Annotated in this window: 19 protein-coding genes; 16 read left to right on the top strand and 3 right to left on the bottom strand. The window is 43.7% G+C overall.

All coding sequences use genetic code 11. The features are described from left to right. The first annotated feature begins 24 nt into the window (after positions 1-24). The 9 genes from rlmN to D0T87_RS03840 all read left to right on the top strand — a co-directional run bounded on the left by rlmN (position 25) and on the right by D0T87_RS03840 (position 8,116). On the top strand, positions 25-1,059 hold the full coding sequence (rlmN, locus tag D0T87_RS03880) for a 23S rRNA (adenine(2503)-C(2))-methyltransferase RlmN (RefSeq protein WP_163172961.1): 1,035 nt from the start codon (positions 25-27) through the stop codon (positions 1,057-1,059). A 76-nt stretch (positions 1,060-1,135) separates the two neighbouring features. Further along, entirely contained in the window at positions 1,136-2,170 is a 1,035-nt protein-coding gene (locus tag D0T87_RS03875) for a DUF4837 family protein (RefSeq protein WP_163172959.1), read from the top strand. A 77-nt stretch (positions 2,171-2,247) separates the two neighbouring features. Beyond that, positions 2,248-3,342 carry a 4-hydroxythreonine-4-phosphate dehydrogenase PdxA gene (gene pdxA / locus D0T87_RS03870; RefSeq protein WP_163172958.1) on the top strand — a complete coding sequence of 365 codons (1,095 nt, stop codon included), beginning with the start codon at positions 2,248-2,250 and terminating at the stop codon, positions 3,340-3,342. After that, positions 3,343-4,557 carry a sigma-54-dependent Fis family transcriptional regulator gene (locus D0T87_RS03865; RefSeq protein WP_163172957.1) on the top strand — a complete coding sequence of 405 codons (1,215 nt, stop codon included), beginning with the start codon at positions 3,343-3,345 and terminating at the stop codon, positions 4,555-4,557. Beyond that, positions 4,544-5,077, top strand: a complete 534-nt coding sequence (locus D0T87_RS03860; protein WP_163172956.1) for an LptE family protein — start codon at positions 4,544-4,546, stop codon at positions 5,075-5,077. Before D0T87_RS03865 ends, D0T87_RS03860 begins: the two co-directional genes overlap by 14 nt. A gap of 3 nt (positions 5,078-5,080) precedes the next feature. Then, a complete protein-coding gene (locus D0T87_RS03855) occupies positions 5,081-5,860 on the top strand; it encodes a tetratricopeptide repeat protein (protein WP_163172955.1) in 780 nt (259 codons plus the stop codon). A gap of 8 nt (positions 5,861-5,868) precedes the next feature. Next, positions 5,869-6,228: a preprotein translocase subunit SecG gene (secG, locus tag D0T87_RS03850; RefSeq protein WP_163172954.1), complete on the top strand. Its 360-nt coding sequence runs from the start codon at positions 5,869-5,871 to the stop codon at positions 6,226-6,228. Positions 6,229-6,364: 136 nt separating this feature from the next. After that, positions 6,365-7,759 (top strand): MFS transporter, encoded by a 1,395-nt coding sequence (locus D0T87_RS03845; protein WP_203558603.1) that lies wholly within the window; start codon positions 6,365-6,367, stop codon positions 7,757-7,759. A gap of 3 nt (positions 7,760-7,762) precedes the next feature. Continuing rightward, the gene (locus tag D0T87_RS03840) at positions 7,763-8,116 is read left to right on the top strand and encodes a PqqD family protein (RefSeq protein WP_163172953.1); all 354 of its coding nucleotides are present in this window, start codon (positions 7,763-7,765) and stop codon (positions 8,114-8,116) included. A gap of 342 nt (positions 8,117-8,458) precedes the next feature. Here the strand turns inward: D0T87_RS03840 and D0T87_RS03835 are convergent, their stop codons facing one another. Together D0T87_RS03835 and D0T87_RS03830 are read right to left on the bottom strand one after the other, a co-directional pair. Then, positions 8,459-9,508: a DUF4831 family protein gene (locus D0T87_RS03835; protein ID WP_163172952.1), complete on the bottom strand. Its 1,050-nt coding sequence runs from the start codon at positions 9,506-9,508 to the stop codon at positions 8,459-8,461. Between the two features lie 362 nt (positions 9,509-9,870). Then, positions 9,871-11,379: an NAD(P)H-hydrate dehydratase gene (locus D0T87_RS03830; RefSeq protein WP_163172951.1), complete on the bottom strand. Its 1,509-nt coding sequence runs from the start codon at positions 11,377-11,379 to the stop codon at positions 9,871-9,873. Positions 11,380-11,664: 285 nt separating this feature from the next. Between D0T87_RS03830 and D0T87_RS03825 the strand changes: the two genes are divergently transcribed. From D0T87_RS03825 to D0T87_RS03795, 7 genes are all read left to right on the top strand, one after another. Next, positions 11,665-13,203 carry a peptide MFS transporter gene (locus D0T87_RS03825; protein WP_163172950.1) on the top strand — a complete coding sequence of 513 codons (1,539 nt, stop codon included), beginning with the start codon at positions 11,665-11,667 and terminating at the stop codon, positions 13,201-13,203. A gap of 42 nt (positions 13,204-13,245) precedes the next feature. After that, entirely contained in the window at positions 13,246-13,785 is a 540-nt protein-coding gene (hpt, locus tag D0T87_RS03820; RefSeq protein ID WP_163172949.1) for a hypoxanthine phosphoribosyltransferase, read from the top strand. A 25-nt stretch (positions 13,786-13,810) separates the two neighbouring features. Next, positions 13,811-14,389 (top strand): adenylate kinase, encoded by a 579-nt coding sequence (locus tag D0T87_RS03815; protein ID WP_163172948.1) that lies wholly within the window; start codon positions 13,811-13,813, stop codon positions 14,387-14,389. 16 nt (positions 14,390-14,405) lie between these two features. After that, positions 14,406-14,783 carry a four helix bundle protein gene (locus D0T87_RS03810; protein WP_163172947.1) on the top strand — a complete coding sequence of 126 codons (378 nt, stop codon included), beginning with the start codon at positions 14,406-14,408 and terminating at the stop codon, positions 14,781-14,783. Between the two features lie 25 nt (positions 14,784-14,808). Continuing rightward, positions 14,809-15,948, top strand: a complete 1,140-nt coding sequence (gene obgE / locus D0T87_RS03805; protein WP_163172946.1) for a GTPase ObgE — start codon at positions 14,809-14,811, stop codon at positions 15,946-15,948. Next, the gene (gene pgeF, locus D0T87_RS03800; RefSeq protein ID WP_163172945.1) at positions 15,945-16,754 is read left to right on the top strand and encodes a peptidoglycan editing factor PgeF; all 810 of its coding nucleotides are present in this window, start codon (positions 15,945-15,947) and stop codon (positions 16,752-16,754) included. The genes obgE and pgeF overlap by 4 nt, the downstream gene beginning before the upstream one ends. A 114-nt stretch (positions 16,755-16,868) precedes the next feature. After that, complete coding sequence (locus D0T87_RS03795; RefSeq protein WP_163172944.1) at positions 16,869-17,534, top strand: B3/4 domain-containing protein; 666 nt, start codon at positions 16,869-16,871, stop codon at positions 17,532-17,534. A gap of 212 nt (positions 17,535-17,746) precedes the next feature. Here the strand turns inward: D0T87_RS03795 and D0T87_RS03790 are convergent, their stop codons facing one another. Next, positions 17,747-18,901 (bottom strand): lactonase family protein, encoded by a 1,155-nt coding sequence (locus D0T87_RS03790; RefSeq protein WP_163172943.1) that lies wholly within the window; start codon positions 18,899-18,901, stop codon positions 17,747-17,749. Positions 18,902-18,973 lie beyond the last annotated feature (72 nt).

Genomic DNA, 18,973 nt, shown 5'->3' with positions numbered 1-18,973 from the left:
TGTAATTATTGGTTATATATACATATGTCTAAATTTCCCCTTTCCGGAATGACCCTTTCGGAGTTACAGTCAATTGTGAAGAATCTGGATATGCCCGGCTTTACAGCCAAGCAAATCACTTCCTGGTTGTACGACAAGAAAGTTTCTTCCATTGACGAAATGACAAACCTCTCATTGAAACATCGCGAACTCCTGAAAAAAGAGTATGAAGTTGGTGTTTCGGCTCCTGTCGAGGCTATGTGTTCTGTCGACGGAACCATAAAATATCTGTACCGCGTGGCCGGAGATTATTTTGTGGAAGCAGTATATATTCCTGATGATGACCGTGCAACCCTCTGCATCTCCTCACAAGTGGGTTGTAAGATGAACTGCAAATTCTGTATGACTGGGAAGCAGGGATTCTCGGCTAATCTTACCGCCAATGAAATCTTGAATCAGATCCATGCTTTGCCCGAACGGGACAAACTAACCAATATCGTTTTAATGGGAATGGGTGAGCCGCTCGATAACCTGGACGAAGTATTAAAGGTACTGGAAATCCTGACCGCCTCTTATGGCTACGGATGGAGTCCTAAGCGAATCACCCTTTCTACCATTGGCCTGCGTAAAGGATTGCAACGATTTATAGAAGAAAGCGACTGCCATCTGGCTGTAAGTCTGCATTCTCCTTTATCGTCTCTTCGTGCCGACCTCATGCCCGCCGAACGTGCTTTTGCAGCGAAAGATATCGTAGAACTATTGCGTAATTACGATTTTAGTAAGCAGCGCCGCCTTTCGTTTGAGTATATCATGTTCAAAGGCGTGAATGATTCGCAGGTATATGCAAAGGAACTCGTGAAACTTTTGCGTGGCTTGGATTGCCGCATCAATCTCATTCGTTTTCATGCTATACCGGGTGTAGACCTGGAAGGTGCGGATATGGAGACAATGCTGGCTTTCCGCGATTATCTGACATCACATGGCCTATTTACAACGATAAGAGCTTCGCGCGGTGAGGATATTTTTGCAGCCTGTGGCATGCTGTCGACTGCTAAACAGCAGGAAACAAGTATAGATTAACATAATTTGTAAGCTTGATTGAAGATATTTTACGAGGATTACGTAGATTTGTGAAAAACATAAAACTCTATCTGTTATGAAAAGAAGTTTATTATACCTAGGTTTGGCTATCTTGGCTTTAGCAACATTTTCCTCTTGTGGTAAAGGTAAAGGCAGTAGTAAGAGCCCTTTTATGAATACATCGAGTGGTCGTCCTTACGAAATAATAGTGGTAGTGGACCTTGGACTATGGGAGCGTCCGGCAGGAAGAGCCTTGTATTCGGCTCTGGAAATGGATGTACCGGGGTTGCCTCAGGCGGAGCGTTCCTTTAAAATCATGTACACAGCTCCAAGCAATTTTGATATGACGTTGAAGTTGATACGTAATATCGTCATTGTGGATATACAAGATATATACACCCAGGCTAAATTCAATTATGCCACCGATGTATATGCAGAACCGCAAACGGTATTGACCATTCAGGCGCCTAATGAAAAAGAGATGGAGACTTTTGTAGAAGAAAACAGAGAAGTAATTGTTGATTTCTTCACCCGTGCAGAAATGAATCGCCAGATCAGACTGTTGGAAAAAACGCATAGCGACTATATCTCAACTAAAGTTGCCAGTATGTTCGATTGTGAAGTATGGGTGCTTGGCGATTTGACTAGCACAAAGACAGGGGAGGACTTCCTATGGGCATCTACCAATGCAGCGACTTCGGATATGAACTTCGTTATTTATTCTTATCCTTATACCGATAACCGTACGTTCACACGTGATTTCTATATGCATAAACGCGACTCGGTAATGAAAGCAAATATTCCCGGAGCAAAAGAAGGAATGTACATGTCGACCGATACTACGACGGTAGAAACGAAGGCTATTAATGTACAAGGTGAATATGCCCTTGAAGCCAGAGGCTTATGGCGTATGAAAGGTGACTTCATGGGAGGACCTTTTGTTTCGCATACCCGCCTGGATAAAGCCAACAACCGCGTTGTTACCGTCGAGATATTTGTTTATTCACCCGATAAATTGAAAAGAAATCTGGTACGCTTGATGGAAGCGTCATTATATACATTGAAGTTCCCAAGCCAGCAGGTACAAAATCAGTTGAAAGTTGAAAATTGAAAGTTGAAAGTTGGCTATGCAGTTATAGTCCACTTTCAACTTTCCACTTTCAACTTTCAACTTTCAACTATTAAAATATGGAAGATAAAATAAGAATTGGTATTACCCAGGGAGATATTAACGGAGTAGGTTATGAAGTCATTCTGAAAACATTTGCCGAGCCGGCTATGTTGGAGCTTTGTACTCCTATCATTTATGGCTCTCCCAAGGTTGCTGCATATCATCGCAAGTCACTGGATTTGCCTACGAATTTTAGTATTATAAACACTGCGTCGGAAGCGGCCTACAATAAGCTTAGCGTACTGAACTGTACAAACGATGAAGTAAAAGTAGAGTTCTCCAAGCCCGATACTGAAGCGGGAAAGGCGGCATTGGATGCATTGGAAAGAGCCTTGGCCGACTATCGGGAAGGTTTGATTGATGTATTGGTTACTGCGCCGATCAATAAACATACCATCCAGTCGGAAACGTTCTCTTTCCCGGGACATACCGAGTATATCGAAGAAAGAATAGGAGGAGGAAATAAATCGTTAATGATATTAATGAAAGACGATTTCCGTGTGGCTTTAGTAACCGGGCATATTCCGATTCATAAAGTAGCTCCTACTATTACTAAAGAATTGATCCAGGAAAAACTTGAGATATTCAACCGCTCTTTGAAGCGCGACTTTGGCATCGGCAGTCCCCGGATTGCTGTATTATCATTAAATCCACATGCAGGAGATGAAGGATTGATCGGTACCGAGGAGCAGGAAATTATTATTCCGGCTTTGAAGGATATGTCAGCAAAAGGCATACTGTGCTATGGCCCCTATCCTGCCGATGGCTTTATGGGATCGGGCAATTTTGCTAATTTCGATGGAATATTGGCTATGTACCATGATCAGGGACTTGTTCCATTCAAAACCCTGGCTATGGAAGATGGCGTGAATTATACTGCCGGATTGCCTGTTATCCGTACTTCTCCCGCTCATGGCACGGCTTATGATATCGCGGGGAAAGGGCTTGCATCCGAAGATTCTTTCCGCCAGGCTATTTATGTAGCTATGGATGTGTTCCGTAACCGTCGGCGTGATGATACTGCACATGCCAATCCTTTGCGTAAACAGTATTATGAGAAACGCGATGATAGTGATAAGTTGAAACTGGATACAGTAGATGACGACGTATAAATGACAAGTAAAGAGATACAACAAGTAAAACTCAGATTTGGTATAATAGGTAATACGGAGACGCTAGCGCGTGCCATTGATATAGCCATTCAGGTTGCTCCTACGGATCTCTCGGTACTGATTACCGGAGAGAGTGGGGTGGGAAAAGAGAGTTTTCCACAGATTATTCACCAATACAGTCGCCGTAAACATGGACAATATATTGCGGTGAACTGTGGGGCTATTCCTGAAGGAACCATTGATTCTGAACTATTCGGGCATGAGAAAGGTGCCTTTACCGGAGCAATCGGAGAACGAAAAGGCTACTTTGGCGAAGCCAATGGCGGTACGATATTCCTGGATGAGGTAGGGGAGTTGCCTTTACCTACCCAGGCGCGTTTATTGCGTGTTTTGGAAAGCGGGGAATTCATAAAGGTAGGTTCGTCTAAAGTTGAAAAGACTGATGTGCGTATCGTAGCTGCTACCAATGTGAACCTAAGCGAAGCCATTGCCAGCGGACGCTTTAGAGAAGATTTGTATTACAGGTTGAATACGATACCTATTCAGGTGCCGGCTTTACGTGAGCGTGGTACGGATGTGGTATTGTTGTTCCGTAAATTTGCATCGGATTTTGCAGAGAAATACAGAATGCCTGCCATCCAACTGACAGAGGATGCGAAGCAGGTATTGATTGGTTATTACTGGCCGGGAAATGTACGCCAGCTAAAGAATATCACAGAGCAGATTTCCATCATTGAAACCAATCGGGAGATTACTGCTGATATTTTAAAGACCTACCTTCCCCCCCAACCAGCAGCCCAGTTACCGGCTTTATGGGGTGGTCATGATCAGAAAGGGTTTGAAAATGAGCGCGAGTTCCTTTATAAACTCCTGTTCGATATGAAGAAAGAGGTGAACGAACTGCAAACCATGGTACATGACTTAATGTCGGAAAAGGGAACAGCGACCACCACAGTAGTAGCTCCTGCTCCACAGCCCGTTTCTACGATTAGCATACAGCGTGTGGAGCCGGTACACAACAGTAGTGTGGAAGACGATGATATTCAGGACACTGAAGAGTATATAGAAGAACCTCTTTCTTTGGATGAGGTAGAAAAGGAAACAATACAAAGAGCATTGGAAAAAAATAAAGGGAAGCGAAGAGCCGCTGCTAAAGATTTGAATATCTCGGAGCGTACGCTTTACCGAAAAATAAAGGAATATGGATTGGAGTAAGAAAATTGCCGGTATATTTTTAGCGGGTGTGTCGATGGTGGTGATGGTGAGTTGCGCAGTTTCTTATAGCTTTACCGGGGCCGGTTCGCTTGACTACTCGAAATATAAAACGATCTCAATAACCGATTTCCCGATTAAATCGGATTATGTATATGCTCCGTTGGGTACTCGTTTCAATGAGGAACTTAAGGATATATTTATTCGTCAGACCCGTTTGAAGCTGGTAAATGCAAATGCTGACCTGGAAATAGAAGGAGAAATCACCGGATATAACCAGTACAACGAAGCTGTTGCTGCCGATGGTTATGCTTCTAAAACGAAACTTACCATTACTGTGAATGTGCGGTTTACGGATAATGTTAATCATAATAACGACTTCGAAGGTAATGGTCAGCAGTTTTCTGCTTTCCGTACATATGATTCAAACCAGTTGCTTACTGCAGTGCAGGATGAATTGATAGCACAGATGGTAAAAGAAATCACTGATCAGATATTTATGGCTACTGTTGCTAACTGGTAAAGCATGAATGCATTGAGTCTGCAACGTTGGATTGCTCATCCGGAGGAACTGAATAAAGAAACTTTGTATGAGCTTCGTACATTATTGGCGCGGTATCCTTATAGCCAGTCGTTGAGGCTGTTGTTTCTGAAGAATCTTTATCTGCTGCATGATATTACTTTTGGTAGCGAACTGCGAAAGTCTGCATTTTATATTGCAGATCGCCGGGTTCTGTTTTACCTGATCGAAGGCGATAAGTATAAATTGCCTAAACATCATCAACCGGCAGTTACTTTGGTGCAAGAGAAACCTGTTGTACAGGAAGAACTGACCGAAGAGCCTGGTCTTGACCGTACATTATCACTGATAGATTCATTTCTTTCTACCATACCCGACCATGATTCGAGTGTAGATCAATTAGATTATGCCATTGACTATACCCCTTATTTGGTAGATAGCGGCTTGCCGCAACCTGGGTGTAGTGCCTCGCTGCCGGGGCTGAGAGGGCAGGAGTTGATTGATGGGTTTATTGCGAAAGCGGAGAGTGGGATGTCGATGAAGTTGAAACCACTTGATGAGGAGGAAGAGGAAAAGATCGAAGGCCCTTCTTTTGTTTATGCCGAAGAAGATGAAGAAGATACTTATTTTACGGAAACTTTAGCCAAAATTTACATAAAACAGCGAAGATATTCCAAGGCTCTTGAAATAATTAAAAAGCTAAGCTTGAAATATCCAAAAAAAAACGTTTACTTTGCAGACCAAATCCGTTTTTTGGAGAAATTGATTATTAACACTAAATCATAAGAATTAAAATGTACCTATTATTAATTATTCTAATTGTGATCGCAGCCTTATTGATGTGCTTCATCGTTTTGATACAAAACTCAAAGGGTGGTGGCTTAGCTTCAGGCTTTTCTTCATCCAATCAAATCATGGGTGTGCGTAAAACTACAGATTTCCTGGAAAAAGCAACCTGGGGATTAGCAGCATTCATCGTGGTGTTGAGTATCGCTACTGCTTATGTACTTCCTACTTCTACCGGTAGAGATGGAAATATCATCATGGAACAGGCTCAACAAGAAGAGCAAACAAATCCAATGAACCTTCCCGGATTTGCTACTCCAACCGAAACTGCAACTCCCGAGGCATCTACAGATTCTACAGGAAACTAATTAGAATAAGAAAAATATAAGAAAGGTCATAGATTCTTGATAACAGGAATTTATGACCTTTATTTTTTTGCCTGCTTATGTTATATTAATTACTTTTGGAGGTTAGAAATTAATGAAATAACTAAATCGTATAGAAATGAAGCAACTTCATCAAACTATGAGAGACTCGGCGGTACTTCGGTGGACTGCCCTGATATTAATAGCATCGACCATGTTCTTTGCTTATATGTTTGTAGATGTATTATCGCCCATACAAACATTGGTGCAAGAACAAATGGGCTGGTCGGCCAGTGTGTATGGCACATTTGCCGGTTCCGAGTACTTCCTGAATGTTTTTGTTTTCTTCCTGATTTTTGCCGGTATTATTCTCGATAAACTAGGCATTCGCTTTACAGCCATCCTTTCGGGAGTTGTTATGTTGGTTGGTGCCAGTATTAAACTATATGCTATCAGTCCATACTTTGCAGAAGGTAATGTTCTTTATGATTTCCTGAATTCATTCTGGACCTCTTTCCCGGCTACAGCGAAACTGGCTTGTGCCGGATTTGCTATTTTCGGTTGCGGAGTTGAAATGGCGGGGATCACGGTTTCCAAAGCAATCGTGAAGTGGTTTAATGGTAAGGAACTTGCTTTAGCGATGGGGTTGGAGATGGCCATAGCTCGTTTGGGTGTATTTGCTGTTTTCCGTTTGTCGCCTATTATGGCGTCATGGGGAAGTCCTGATGTTGTTCGCCCTGTAGCTATTTGCTGTGGATTACTCTGCATTGGTTTGCTTACGTTTATCGTTTATTCATTGATGGATAAAAAGTTGGATAAACAGTTGGGTGCCGATGCCGAAATGGAGCCGGAAGATCAGTTTAAGATCAGCGATCTTGGTATATTGTTTACCAGCAAGGTATTCCTGATTGTAGCTTTCCTGTGCGTCCTTTACTACTCTGCTATATTCCCATTCCAGAAGTTTGCAACCAGTATGTTAGAAAGTCGTTTGGGTATGGCTACCGATGACGCTTCTGCTTTATTCTCCTGGTTTCCGATCGGAGCGATGGTATTAACACCTTTGTTGGGGTGGTTTCTTGACAGAAAAGGCAAGGGGGCTACGATGTTGATACTGGGTGCTATACTAATGTTTGTTTGCCATACTGTATTTGCGTTATACCCATTGCAACCTGGTGATTCAAACAGCACGATAATAGCCTATGGCGCTATCATTTTGTTAGGGATATCTTTCTCTCTTGTACCTGCCGCTTTATGGCCATCGGTGCCTAAGTTGGTAGAAGAGAGGTATTTGGGTTCGGCTTATTCCGTTATTTTCTGGATTCAGAACATCGGGCTTTGGGCGTTTCCTGTTATTATCGGTAAGGTGTTGACATGGGCTAATCCTGATGCAAGTGCAGGCCAGTACGATTATACAGCGCCAATGCTTGTTTTTGCCAGTCTGGGCATACTTGCTTTCTTGCTGGGAATCTGGTTAAAGGCAGAAGATAAAATACACAACTACGGGTTGGAAGCACCTAATATTAAAAAGAAATAAAGGTTGAAGAATACAAAAATAAACCTTCTGGATGTAATCCCTTCCAGGGCTGAACACATCCTGACAGAAAATGAGGGAGAGCTATCGGTGATAGCTTTCCCTCGCTTTAAACGCGCATGGATACGCAAATACTTCTTGCCTAAGAATATGTCGCCTTATATTCGGGTCAGGCTGGAAGAACACGGGTCGGCAGTTTGGAATCTGATAGATGGTAAGCGTACCGTCAGGGAGATTATACAACTTCTGTCTGATTACTTCGGAAACGAAGAAAACTATGAACAGCGTGTGACGATTTATATTACTCAGCTTCGGAAGGACGGGTTTATTAGATATAGTATTCCTACTATATTACCGTAACGTTTCTATCATACCCCCCAAGGAGCGCTACCATACCACCCTGGTGTTGTTATCATACTAAGGAAGTGATGTTATCTGCAATTGAATAAGAACAGCTTCCGGATTCAATAAGAATTGCTTCTGGATTCCATAAGAACTCGGAGTCAATTCTATAGGAACTCAGAACCAACTCTTATAGAACTCAGCCCGAGTTCTATAAGAGTTTGGTGATCCTACTATATCTTTTTCTAAAACATGCAGAAAGTAGCACTCATTTCTCTGAAAGTCCTTGCCCATGGCCTATCCAAGGATGATACTTCTCGTTCTTTTTGCTAGCACTTGTATAGCACTTGGTAGCAGAACTTACTCCCTATCCACCTTAACTAATGCACCCGTTTCGGGATTAAATGTAACTTTGATTGTTGAATTCTTATTAAACAATGCAGGTGCCAGATATTCGACTATACCGAATTGTGTAACAGGCAGTTCTCCTTCAAACATTTTGTTCTTGTCTTTAAGAATCAATACGCTGGCTCTGCCTGGCACGTTATAAGCAATTCCCGATACATCTTTCTTTTTGGTTTCTTCCGGAATAGTTACAGTACGTAGGTTTTTCAGAGTAAGATAAACCGGTTCGCCGGCAAGGTCATTCGCTCCAAGAACGCCTAATTTGCGGGAAAAGCGCAGGATTACTTCATTATCCCATTCTCTGTTAGGAACTAACGTAATGGTGAAAACCTTTTCTTCTTTGTTCTTTATTCCAGTGAACAGTTCAAGCATAGCGCTTTCCTGCTCATCCAGACTGCTGAGCATTAGTTTGAGTTGTTCACCATCTTTCGGCATGTTATCTGCCTGACCGCGTACCAGTGCGTTACGGCTTTCGCGGATATTATATATCTCTTTGGCAGTCAGTTCAGCCATTTTAGCTGTAGAGTTAGCCATGAGTATTTCTTCTGTCAGGAAGTCTTTTGGATCAAGTCTTTTTTTAGCCGGAGTTACCTGTTCTTTCTTAGTTGCCGGTTTACTACTAATAGGAACATTGATTGATTTTATAAGCCCCTCTTCCGTTAGTTCCATAAGTGGAGCAACCGTTTTGTCCTTCATCTTCACAAAGTATGTGTTCTCATTATCGGGAACACCTACGGAAGAAGCAGTGATGCCATTTAGTTCCCAATATTGTTCCTCTTCTCCCGATACATCCGACAAGCGAAGATAACGGTCGGCATAGCGGCTGAACTCTCCGGGCAGGTAAGTAACCTTGGTTACCTTTATATCGACTTTTATTTCTGTTTTAGGAAGGGTATATACTACTCCGAAGTCTTTTCCGCGGGTAACGCCTTGTATAATTTCTGTCTGTGCGTAAGTAGCGGTTGTAAATAGTATGCTTACCAGTAATACAATTAATTTCCTCATATTCTATTGGTTTTGATCGTTTCTAAATTCTAATGAATTAATTTATTTAGTTCAACAGGGATTGGGTAAATCCCTTATTTAACTGATGTTGGTTATGAATTAATTTTTAACCGCAGAGTTACGCAGATTAACGCAGAGTTTAAGTTACGATGCCGCAGGGAAAACTTAAAACTCTGCGTTAATCTGCGAAACTCTGCGGTTAAAATCCCCTCATTTCCAATCCGTTTCTACATATTATAACTCACAAAGTTAGTGAAGATATTGAATAATGCAAGAAGCCAAAAGCAAGAAGTTAGAAGTAAGCCCAATGATATAATACCGCATGGTTGGAAAAAACCTTACTACTTACTTCTTACTTCTAGCTACTGATATGCCCCCCATGCAGTAGGTAAAAACTCGATAATATCACTAGCATTAAGACCTATCGTTCCATACTTCTGGCGGGCAAGATCTCCTGCCATACCATGTACATAAACTCCGATTTTGGCGGCATCTTCGCCTGTATATCCCTGTGCTAATAATGCCAGTATAATACCTGTCAGTACATCTCCGCTTCCGGCAGTAGCCATACCCACATTGCCCGTGGGGTTGAAATAACATTTGCCCTCGGGAGTAACGATAGTAGAGTAGTGGCCTTTCAATACAATATATGTATTGGAAAGTTGAGCCAGCGCACAAGCTTTGGCCAACCGTTCGTAAGAACTTTGACTTTTCCCGGTCAACCTGTCCAACTCCTTCGGATGAGGGGTGAGTATGGAGTTCTTGGGTAATGCAGTTAGTACGTGACGGTTCCTGGCCAGCAGATTGAGCGCATCGGCATCAAGTATTACCGGACATCGGTTCGTCTGTAGCTGGTCAATTAACGCAGCTTCGGTTTCCTGCGCCTTACCCAGTCCCGGACCGATTCCTACCGCATTATAATCGTTTGTATCTGTAGGATATGCAAAGCAATTCTCATGAATATCCGCTTCCACCATAACTTCAGGAACGGCAATCTGCAATATGTTGTTGTTCCGGGCGGGGGCGTGTACAGTCAGTAGACCTACCCCCGAACGCATACAGGCACGGGCAGCCAGTACAGATGCTCCCGCCATACCATACGAACCCGCAATCAACAACGCATGGCCGAAACTCCCTTTGTGAGAGAACTCTTTTCGTTGTTTAATGAGTGGACGTATGTCTCTCTCCTCGGTCAGGAAATAATCAGCCTCGGTTTCTTCGATTACTTCAGGGCTAATTCCGATGTCCAATAGCTTCCAGTGACCAACGTACTCGGCGTTCTCTGCAAACAGGAAAGAAAGTTTCGGAAGTTGCAGGCTGAAGGTATAATCGGCACGGACGATATGGTTCGGGATATTCGATGAGTTATCTTCTCCCATTAATCCCGAAGGAATGTCGATAGATACGACAGTTGCCGGTGAGGCATTGATGTATTTTACTACGGCAGCAAATCCCCCGGCAAGCGGTTTGTTCAGTCCCGAACCAAAAAGGCCATCTACAACCACATGGTCGGCAGTAAGATGAGGTGGAGTGAACTGTGTATTTACTTCCGTAAAGTTCACCTCGTCCATGGTTTCCAGAAGCTCTTTATTTGCCTGGCAGTCGGGTGATAATTCGCCTTTGGTGTTGAATAAAAAGACTTCGACTTTGTATCCCTTTTCTGCTAAAAGGCGGGCAACCGCCAGTGCATCGCCACCATTATTCCCCGGCCCCGCAAACAGGGTGACGGGTGTCGTGCTGTTCCATTGGCGGATAATAGCCTGGGTTATCGCTTTGGCTGCACGTTCCATCAGGTCAATGGAAGCTATAGGCTCATTCTCTATGGTATAAGCATCCAGTTCTTTGATCTGGTCACTTGGAAATATCTTCATAAACAGTATTCTTTTTTCGGCATACAAATATAACACTATTTCTGCGCTTCCGGTTTACCGGGATTAGATGTTCTTCATATTTATATAGAATAATTTCTTCGTGTTTTGTACCTTTGTGGGTAATTCTAAAGATTTGCTTATTGAATTCTAAAGATTTAACCGCAAAGTTACGCAGATTAACGCAGAGTTTTAATGGCTAAATTAATGCTTGGCGCAACTCTGCGTAACTCTGCGGTTAGAACAAAAAGAAAACATTTTAATAACTTATTAGCACCTTAATACATAATGAGCACATTGAAAGGGCACCCCAAGGGGCTTTATCTGGTTTTTGTAACGAGTACATCCGAACGGTTTAGTTATTATGGCATGCGTGCCATTTTCATCCTTTTCCTCACCCAGGCTTTGCTGTTTGACAGGGAAACGGCTTCCTCTATTTATGGCAGTTATACGGGGCTGGTTTACCTGACTCCCCTGATCGGAGGTTATATTGCCGATAAGTGGTGGGGTATCCGGCGTTCAATCTTCTGGGGAGCCGTGATGATGGGTATCGGGCAATTCCTGATGTTCCTTAGTGCTTCGATGCTGGACCAGGTAACCCTATCGCATGGATTGATGTATGCGGGTTTGACTTTCCTTATTATGGGCAACGGTTGTTTTAAACCCTCTGTTTCATCTTTGGTAGGGCAACTTTATGCACCCGGCGACAGGCGCATTGATACGGCATACACCATATTCTATATGGGAGTTAATGTAGGTGCATTCCTTGCTCCGATCGTATGCGGGTATTTTGGTGAGACGGGCAACCCCGAGGACTTCAGGTGGGGATTCCTTGTAGCAGCCGTTGTCATTCTACTTACACTGTTAATCTTTGAAACCCAGAAGAATAAATATATCGTTTCTCCTACCGGTGAACCTTTGGGACTTGTACCTACCAGGAAAACAGATGCCCAAACAGATAAACAAGAAGAACGTCCGGTGATGTCTAAGCAAAAGAAGATGCGCAACGCCTTTATTCTGGCACTGTTAGCAATCGGACTTGTTGCTTTATTCTATTACTTGTTTGAGGGCGATTGGATCGGAGTTGGTATATATACGGCTTGTATTATTTTCCCGGCTATGATCCTGCTCGATGGTTCATTGACTAAGATAGAACGCGATCGTATTATTGTGATTTACATCATTGCCTTCTTTGTGATCTTCTTTTGGTCAGCATTCGAACAGGCAGGTATGTCATTAACCTTGTTTGCCAACGAGCAGACCGACCGGAGCCTGTTCGGTTGGGAGATGCCTTCTTCCTGGTTTCAATCCTTTAACCCGCTGTTTGTAGTGCTTTTGGCGTTTATCATGCCTGCCATCTGGGACTTCTTGAACAAACGGAAAATGGAACCGGCCTCGCCAACCAAGCAAGCTATTGGTTTACTGTTGCTCTCATTCGGTTATTTGGTTATTTGCATGGGCGTGAAGGATGTGGAACCCGGTGTCAAGATGAATATGCTTTGGCTGGTTGGGCTTTACTTTATCCATACGATGGGTGAGATGGCCGTATCTCCTATCGGACTGTCGATGGTGAACCGGTTGACTCCCATTCGTTTTGCTTCGTTGATGATGGGCATCTGGTATTTGTCAATGGCTACGGCAAACAAATTTGCCGGTATGCTGAGCGGACTTTATCCTGAAGACGGCAAGGCGAAATCCATCTTTGGCTTCCAGATCGAAACCATGTCCGACTTCTTTATGATCTTCGTTGTCATGTCGGGAATCGCGGCTTTGATTCTGTTTCTTCTTTCAAAGAAATTGCAAAAGATGATGCATGGAGTAGAATAAAAATCGTACTTTTGCCCTAATTTTATGCAAAAATAATCAGTTATGGATACAATCAAGATTAAAGATAAGTCATTTGCTGTTTCTATTAAGCATGACGATATTCAAAAGGAAGTGATGCGTGTGGCTGGTGAAATCAATCGTGATCTGGCAGGTAAAAACCCACTCTTCCTGAGTGTACTGAACGGTGCGTTCATGTTCACGGCCGATCTGATGAAGCACATAACAATACCCTGCGAGGTTTCTTTCGTGAAGCTGGCTTCTTATCAGGGAGTGGCTTCGACGGGAACCATTAAGGAAGTAATCGGGATAAATGAAGATATAACCGACCGGACTGTAGTTATCGTAGAAGATATCGTAGATACCGGATTTACCATGCAACGTTTGTTGGAAACATTGGGCACCCGTGGCCCTCGTGAGATCCATATCGCTTCGTTGTTGGTGAAACCCGATAAGCTCGAAGTAGAGCTGGATATAAAATATGCAGCGATGCATATCCCCAATGATTTTATTGTAGGGTATGGATTGGATTATGATGGTTTCGGGAGAAACTATCCGGATATCTATACCATCGTAAATGACTAGAAACTAACTCACTAAATACAAAAAGATGCTTAACATTGTTATTTTTGGTGCTCCCGGTTCAGGAAAGGGAACACAAAGCGAACGTATGGTCGAAAAGTTCGGCCTGAATCACATTTCAACAGGTGATGTTTTGCGTGCTGAGATTAAGAATGGCACTGAACTGGGTAAGACTGCAAAAGAATTTATTGATCAGGGTCAGTTGATTCCCGATGAATTGATGATAGATATTCTGGCTAGTGTATTGGATGGCTTTAAAGATAGCAAAGGGGTAATCTTCGACGGATTTCCACGTACTATTGCACAGGCAGAAGAGTTGAAGAAGATGCTTGCTGCCAGAGGTCAGGAGGTGTCTATTATGCTCGACCTGAATGTGCCGGAAGAGGAACTGATGAAGCGTTTGATTAAACGTGGAAAAGATTCGGGACGTGCCGATGATAATGAAGAAACGATCAAGAAGCGTTTGTTGGTGTATAATACACAAACTTGTCCGCTGATCGAATGGTACAAAAACGAAGATAAGTATTTCCATATTGAGGGTCACGGACAGCTTGAGGAAATAACTGAGCAGATCGTTGAGGCAATTTCATCAGTAGCTAGAAGCTAGTAGTAAGTAGTAAGGCATGTCTAAAACGTTTGAGGGCTTAATCGTTTGGCAAAAAGCACATCAATATGTGCTTTCCATCTATCATATAACAAAAGGATTTCCTAAGGAGGAGGTCTTTGGATTAACAAATCAGATACGACGTGCTGCTGTTTCTATTACTGCTAATATTGCCGAAGGTTATATTCGGTTAGGGCATAAAAAGAAGTTGCGATTCTATAATATTTCTCAAGGCTCACTTGAGGAAACGAAAAACTTTATAATTCTTTCTAAAGATCTGGGATATATTTCATTGTCAGAAAAAGAAGAGCTATATGAAAGAGCCTCGGAGATTGGTAAAATGTTAAATTCATATAGCCAGTCTTTGATACAACAAATAAATAAACCTAGCTCCTAACTTCTGACTTCTAACTACTAATAATATGGCTGAATCGAATTTTGTTGATTACGTAAAAATATACTGTCGTTCCGGTAAGGGTGGCAGGGGTTCCACACACATGCATCGTGACAATCTCACGGCGAAGGGAGGACCGGACGGAGGCGACGGTGGTAGAGGAGGCCATGTAATATTGCGTGGTAACCGTAACTACTGGACACTGCTTCACCTGAAATACGAACGCCACGTCTTTGCCGGTAACGGAGAATCCGGTAGCAGCAGTCGCAGTTTCGGGAAAGACGGTGCGGATAGAATCATTGAAGTACCCTGCGGAACCGTTGTCTACAACGCTGAAACGGGTGAGTACCTTTGCGATGTAACAGAGCACGAACAGGAAGTCATCTTGCTGAAAGGCGGACGTGGCGGACTGGGCAACTGGCATTTCCGTACCGCTACCCGTCAGGCTCCCCGTTTTGCTCAACCGGGCGAACCGATGCAAGAGTTGACGGTTATTATGGAACTAAAACTTCTGGCCGACGTTGGGCTGGTGGGCTTCCCGAATGCCGGAAAGTCTACACTGCTTTCTGTGGTGTCGGCTGCAAAGCCCAAGATTGCCGATTATCCGTTTACAACGCTGGAACCTAACCTGGGCATTGTGTCCTATCGCGATGGACGATCCTTCGTGATGGCTGATATTCCGGGCATTATTGAAGGTGCCAGCGAAGGTCGTGGACTGGGATTACGCTTTCTACGCCATATCGAACGGAACTCTTTGCTCTTATTCATGGTCCCTGCCGATAGCGACGATATCCGCAAGGAATATGACATCTTATTAAATGAGTTGCGCACCTTCAACCCGGAGATGCTGGACAAGCAGCGCGTGCTGGCCATCACCAAGAGCGATATGCTGGACCAGGAACTTATGGATGAGATTGAACCCACACTGCCCGAGGGTATTCCTCATTTGTTCATCTCGTCGGTTACCGGATTGGGTGTGACGGCTCTGAAAGATATTCTCTGGGCGGAATTGAATAAAGAAAGCAATAAAATAGAATCGACCATTGTACATCGCCCCAAAGATGTTGGCCGTTTGCAGGATGAGCTTAAAGCTCAGGGCGAGGACGACGAAATCATCTACGAATATGAAGATGATGACGATTTGGATTACGAATACGAAGACGAATGAAAGTAAAAGAAGGAGGTAGAGTGTTGGAGTACAAGCTTTTTAAGATGTATTCCAACATTTCCGGTTTTACCACCACCCGTATGGGCGGCTATGGTACAGGGACGTACGAAGCCTTTAACTGCTCTCCGTTTTGTGGAGGTAAAGAAGCAGATGTCCGGTACAATCAGGCGCTTTTGCGTGGGGAGTTGCCTCAATCATTTGTGGAGTTTGTCATTCCCCGGCAAGTACATGGAACGAAAATCGCGCTGATAGATAATGCTTTTCTTTCTCTTTCGATGGAAGAGCAACAGGCGGAACTGGATGGCGTGGATGCGCTCATCACTGCCAAGCCCGGTTTCTGCATCTGTGTGTCTACTGCCGACTGTGTGCCTTTATTGATTTACGACCGCAAGAATCAAGTCGTTGCCGCCGTCCATTCCGGTTGGCGGGGTACGGTAGACGGCATTACCACCAAGACTTTGGAGAGGATGAAAGAACAATTCGGAACGTCCGGAAGGGATCTTTCGGTCATTATCGGGCCTTGCATCTCTCTCGAATCTTTTGAAGTGGGAGAGGAGGTTTATGCTGCTTTCGAAGAAAAGGGCTTTGATATGTCTGCCATTTCGATATGGAAACCGGAAAAGAAAAAGTATCATATTGACCTCACCGCGGCTATTACTGAACAATTATGTGCGTTTGGGGTTTATGAGGAGTATATAGAATGTGCGGATATCTGTACGTTTATCCGGCATGAAGAGTTCTTCTCAGCCCGCCGGCTGGGGATAAACTCCGGGCGAATGTTGTCGGGGATTATGTTGAATCAGTAGCTAGAAGCTAGAAGTTAGTAGCTAGGTTTTGCTTTTGCCTATGCAGATTCTATAAGCTAATTAGTGATAAAACCTAGCTCCTAACTTCTAGCTTCTAACTCCTAACTAATAATTATGTTTACCATTACCGTATCACCAGAAATAAAAGAAGCCTGTCCCGCATTTGCCGGGGTGGCTGTGTATGCCGAGGTCAAGAACTGCACGTATAACGATGGGTTGTGGGAAGAGATCAGAGCCTTTACCGAAGAGCTGACCGCTACTACTACGATGGATGATATTAAGCTACAGCCTGCCATTGCCGCTACCCGGCAGGCGTATAAGCGATGTGGTAAAGATCCGGGTCGTTACCGACCTTCGGCCGAGGCTTTGCGCCGCCGGTTAATGCGTGGAATACCTTTGTATCAGATCGACAATCTGGTTGATTTGATCAATCTGGTGTCCTTGCGTACCGGCTATTCGATTGGTGGTTTCGATGCTGATAAAATCCGGGGTACACATCTTGAACTAGGCATCGGCAAGGCTGATGAACCTTTTGAGGCCATTGGGCGTGGGGTGCTGAATATCGAAGGTCTGCCTGTTTACCGGGATGCAGTAGGCGGAATCGGCACGCCAACCAGTGATGAGGAACGTACGAAGATGGATTTAAATACCACTCATCTGCTGGCAGTTGTAAATGGTTACAGTGGTAAGGAAGGGCTAACGCAAGCCGCTGAGATGATACAGCAACTTATAAGAGACTATGCTGAGTCTGATGGCGGGACGGTCATCTATTTTGATTAGTCTTATTTCCTACCAGCTCTTTTCTTGGAATCTACTTTCTCATCCTTCAAGATCTACTTTCTCAATCTTCAAATGAAAGCTTCTTAAGTCTTGGTACATGTACATCTACCAAAACTCGAGAAAGTATCATTTAAGTTTTCTACTAGTAGCATTTAAGAAGCCTAACGGTTTCTTGTAACTTTAATAACGGTATATGATTGTGCATAAGGTAGTTACAAAGCAAACTTCAAGCAAACAGGTTTATCTACTGGGATATCTTTACCAATAGACGTTAGCAATCCGTTATCTGCATTTCTTTGATACACTTCGATTGCATTATTGTCCCTGCTTGCTACTAACAGGTATTTCCCGTTGGGTGTGATAATGAAGTTGCGCGGATGAATGCCGGTAAGTTGATAACCAGCTTTGGTTAGTGTACCATTCGTCTGGTTAATGCTGAATATGGCCAGCCCATCTGCTTGCAGGCGATTACTGGCATACAGGAACTTACCATCGGGGCTGACGTGTATATCTGCGCTGCCTTTTGCTCCTACTGTATCCGCTTGGATGGATTGGATTTCGGACAACTTACCATCCTTGTAATCAAATGCAATGACCGCACCCGAAAGTTCATTGATCAGGTACGCCTGTTTCCCGTTCGGTGAGAACGTAATGTGCCGCGGACCGGAACCCGGTGCAACCGGAAAAGCAGGCGGATTAGCCGCGTTCAGGAACTTCTCTCCATTTTCAATGTTGACTTGTGCGTTAATCTGAAATGTATAGATGTGATCTGTTCCCAGGTCATCGGCAAAAAGATATTTTCCATCCGGAGAAACCTGGACGCAGTGTAAGTGCGACTTCTCCTGGCGCTCTTTATCAGCACCCGAGCCACTAAACTGAATCACATCCGAAGCCGCTAGCAAAGAACCATCCTTGGCAAGGGGGAATACCGAGATGCTTCCTCCGCTATAATTTGCGGTAACCACATGTTGGTTGGTGGTAATGATATAACAGGGATCTGCCCCCATAGCAGGCACGCTGTTCAACTTTTGCAGCGTACCTTTCTCTTTGTCGAAATGAAAAGCCGTTACCGCTTCGTTGCCGTCACCATGTTCGCTTACCGCATAGACGAATTGATTATCGCCGGAGATGGTGAGGTAGGACGGATTGGTGATTTCAACGTCACTCAACGCCTTCGCTTCTCCTGTTTCCTGATCAAAGCGGAAGGTGTATATTCCTTTGCTGCTACCGGAGGTGTAGGTTCCGACTACCATTGTCAATTCGTTATCCATAGTTTCTGTGGTTTGTTGCGCCGCTTTCTTGTTGGTGCAAGAGGGGGAAAGGGCGAGTAATCCTGCGGTAAGGATATAAAGCGTTTTTCTTATCATAAATAAAGGGTGTTAAGTTACGTCGGTAAAGGTAAATATTCTAACTTAATATTACAATTGGTGTTTGGATAT

It is taken from the genome of Bacteroides sp. 51, assembly GCF_010500965.1.
Taxonomy (GTDB): domain Bacteria; phylum Bacteroidota; class Bacteroidia; order Bacteroidales; family Bacteroidaceae; genus Bacteroides.
Note: the sequence above shows the minus strand (reverse complement) of the source record. Positions and strands in the feature narration are given on the sequence as shown.

Coding starts and splice junctions, on each gene's coding strand:
- rlmN (WP_163172961.1), top strand. CDS start 25: ATGTCTAAATTTCCCCTTTCCGGAATGACCCTTTCGGAGTTACAGTCA.
- D0T87_RS03815 (WP_163172948.1), top strand. CDS start 13,811: ATGCTTAACATTGTTATTTTTGGTGCTCCCGGTTCAGGAAAGGGAACA.
- D0T87_RS03855 (WP_163172955.1), top strand. CDS start 5,081: ATGAATGCATTGAGTCTGCAACGTTGGATTGCTCATCCGGAGGAACTG.
- obgE (WP_163172946.1), top strand. CDS start 14,809: ATGGCTGAATCGAATTTTGTTGATTACGTAAAAATATACTGTCGTTCC.
- D0T87_RS03810 (WP_163172947.1), top strand. CDS start 14,406: ATGTCTAAAACGTTTGAGGGCTTAATCGTTTGGCAAAAAGCACATCAA.
- secG (WP_163172954.1), top strand. CDS start 5,869: ATGTACCTATTATTAATTATTCTAATTGTGATCGCAGCCTTATTGATG.
- D0T87_RS03875 (WP_163172959.1), top strand. CDS start 1,136: ATGAAAAGAAGTTTATTATACCTAGGTTTGGCTATCTTGGCTTTAGCA.
- D0T87_RS03790 (WP_163172943.1), bottom strand. CDS start 18,901: ATGATAAGAAAAACGCTTTATATCCTTACCGCAGGATTACTCGCCCTT.
- D0T87_RS03830 (WP_163172951.1), bottom strand. CDS start 11,379: ATGAAGATATTTCCAAGTGACCAGATCAAAGAACTGGATGCTTATACC.
- D0T87_RS03860 (WP_163172956.1), top strand. CDS start 4,544: ATGGATTGGAGTAAGAAAATTGCCGGTATATTTTTAGCGGGTGTGTCG.
- D0T87_RS03825 (WP_163172950.1), top strand. CDS start 11,665: ATGAGCACATTGAAAGGGCACCCCAAGGGGCTTTATCTGGTTTTTGTA.
- pdxA (WP_163172958.1), top strand. CDS start 2,248: ATGGAAGATAAAATAAGAATTGGTATTACCCAGGGAGATATTAACGGA.
- D0T87_RS03865 (WP_163172957.1), top strand. CDS start 3,343: ATGACAAGTAAAGAGATACAACAAGTAAAACTCAGATTTGGTATAATA.
- pgeF (WP_163172945.1), top strand. CDS start 15,945: ATGAAAGTAAAAGAAGGAGGTAGAGTGTTGGAGTACAAGCTTTTTAAG.
- D0T87_RS03835 (WP_163172952.1), bottom strand. CDS start 9,508: ATGAGGAAATTAATTGTATTACTGGTAAGCATACTATTTACAACCGCT.
- hpt (WP_163172949.1), top strand. CDS start 13,246: ATGGATACAATCAAGATTAAAGATAAGTCATTTGCTGTTTCTATTAAG.
- D0T87_RS03795 (WP_163172944.1), top strand. CDS start 16,869: ATGTTTACCATTACCGTATCACCAGAAATAAAAGAAGCCTGTCCCGCA.
- D0T87_RS03845 (WP_203558603.1), top strand. CDS start 6,365: ATGAAGCAACTTCATCAAACTATGAGAGACTCGGCGGTACTTCGGTGG.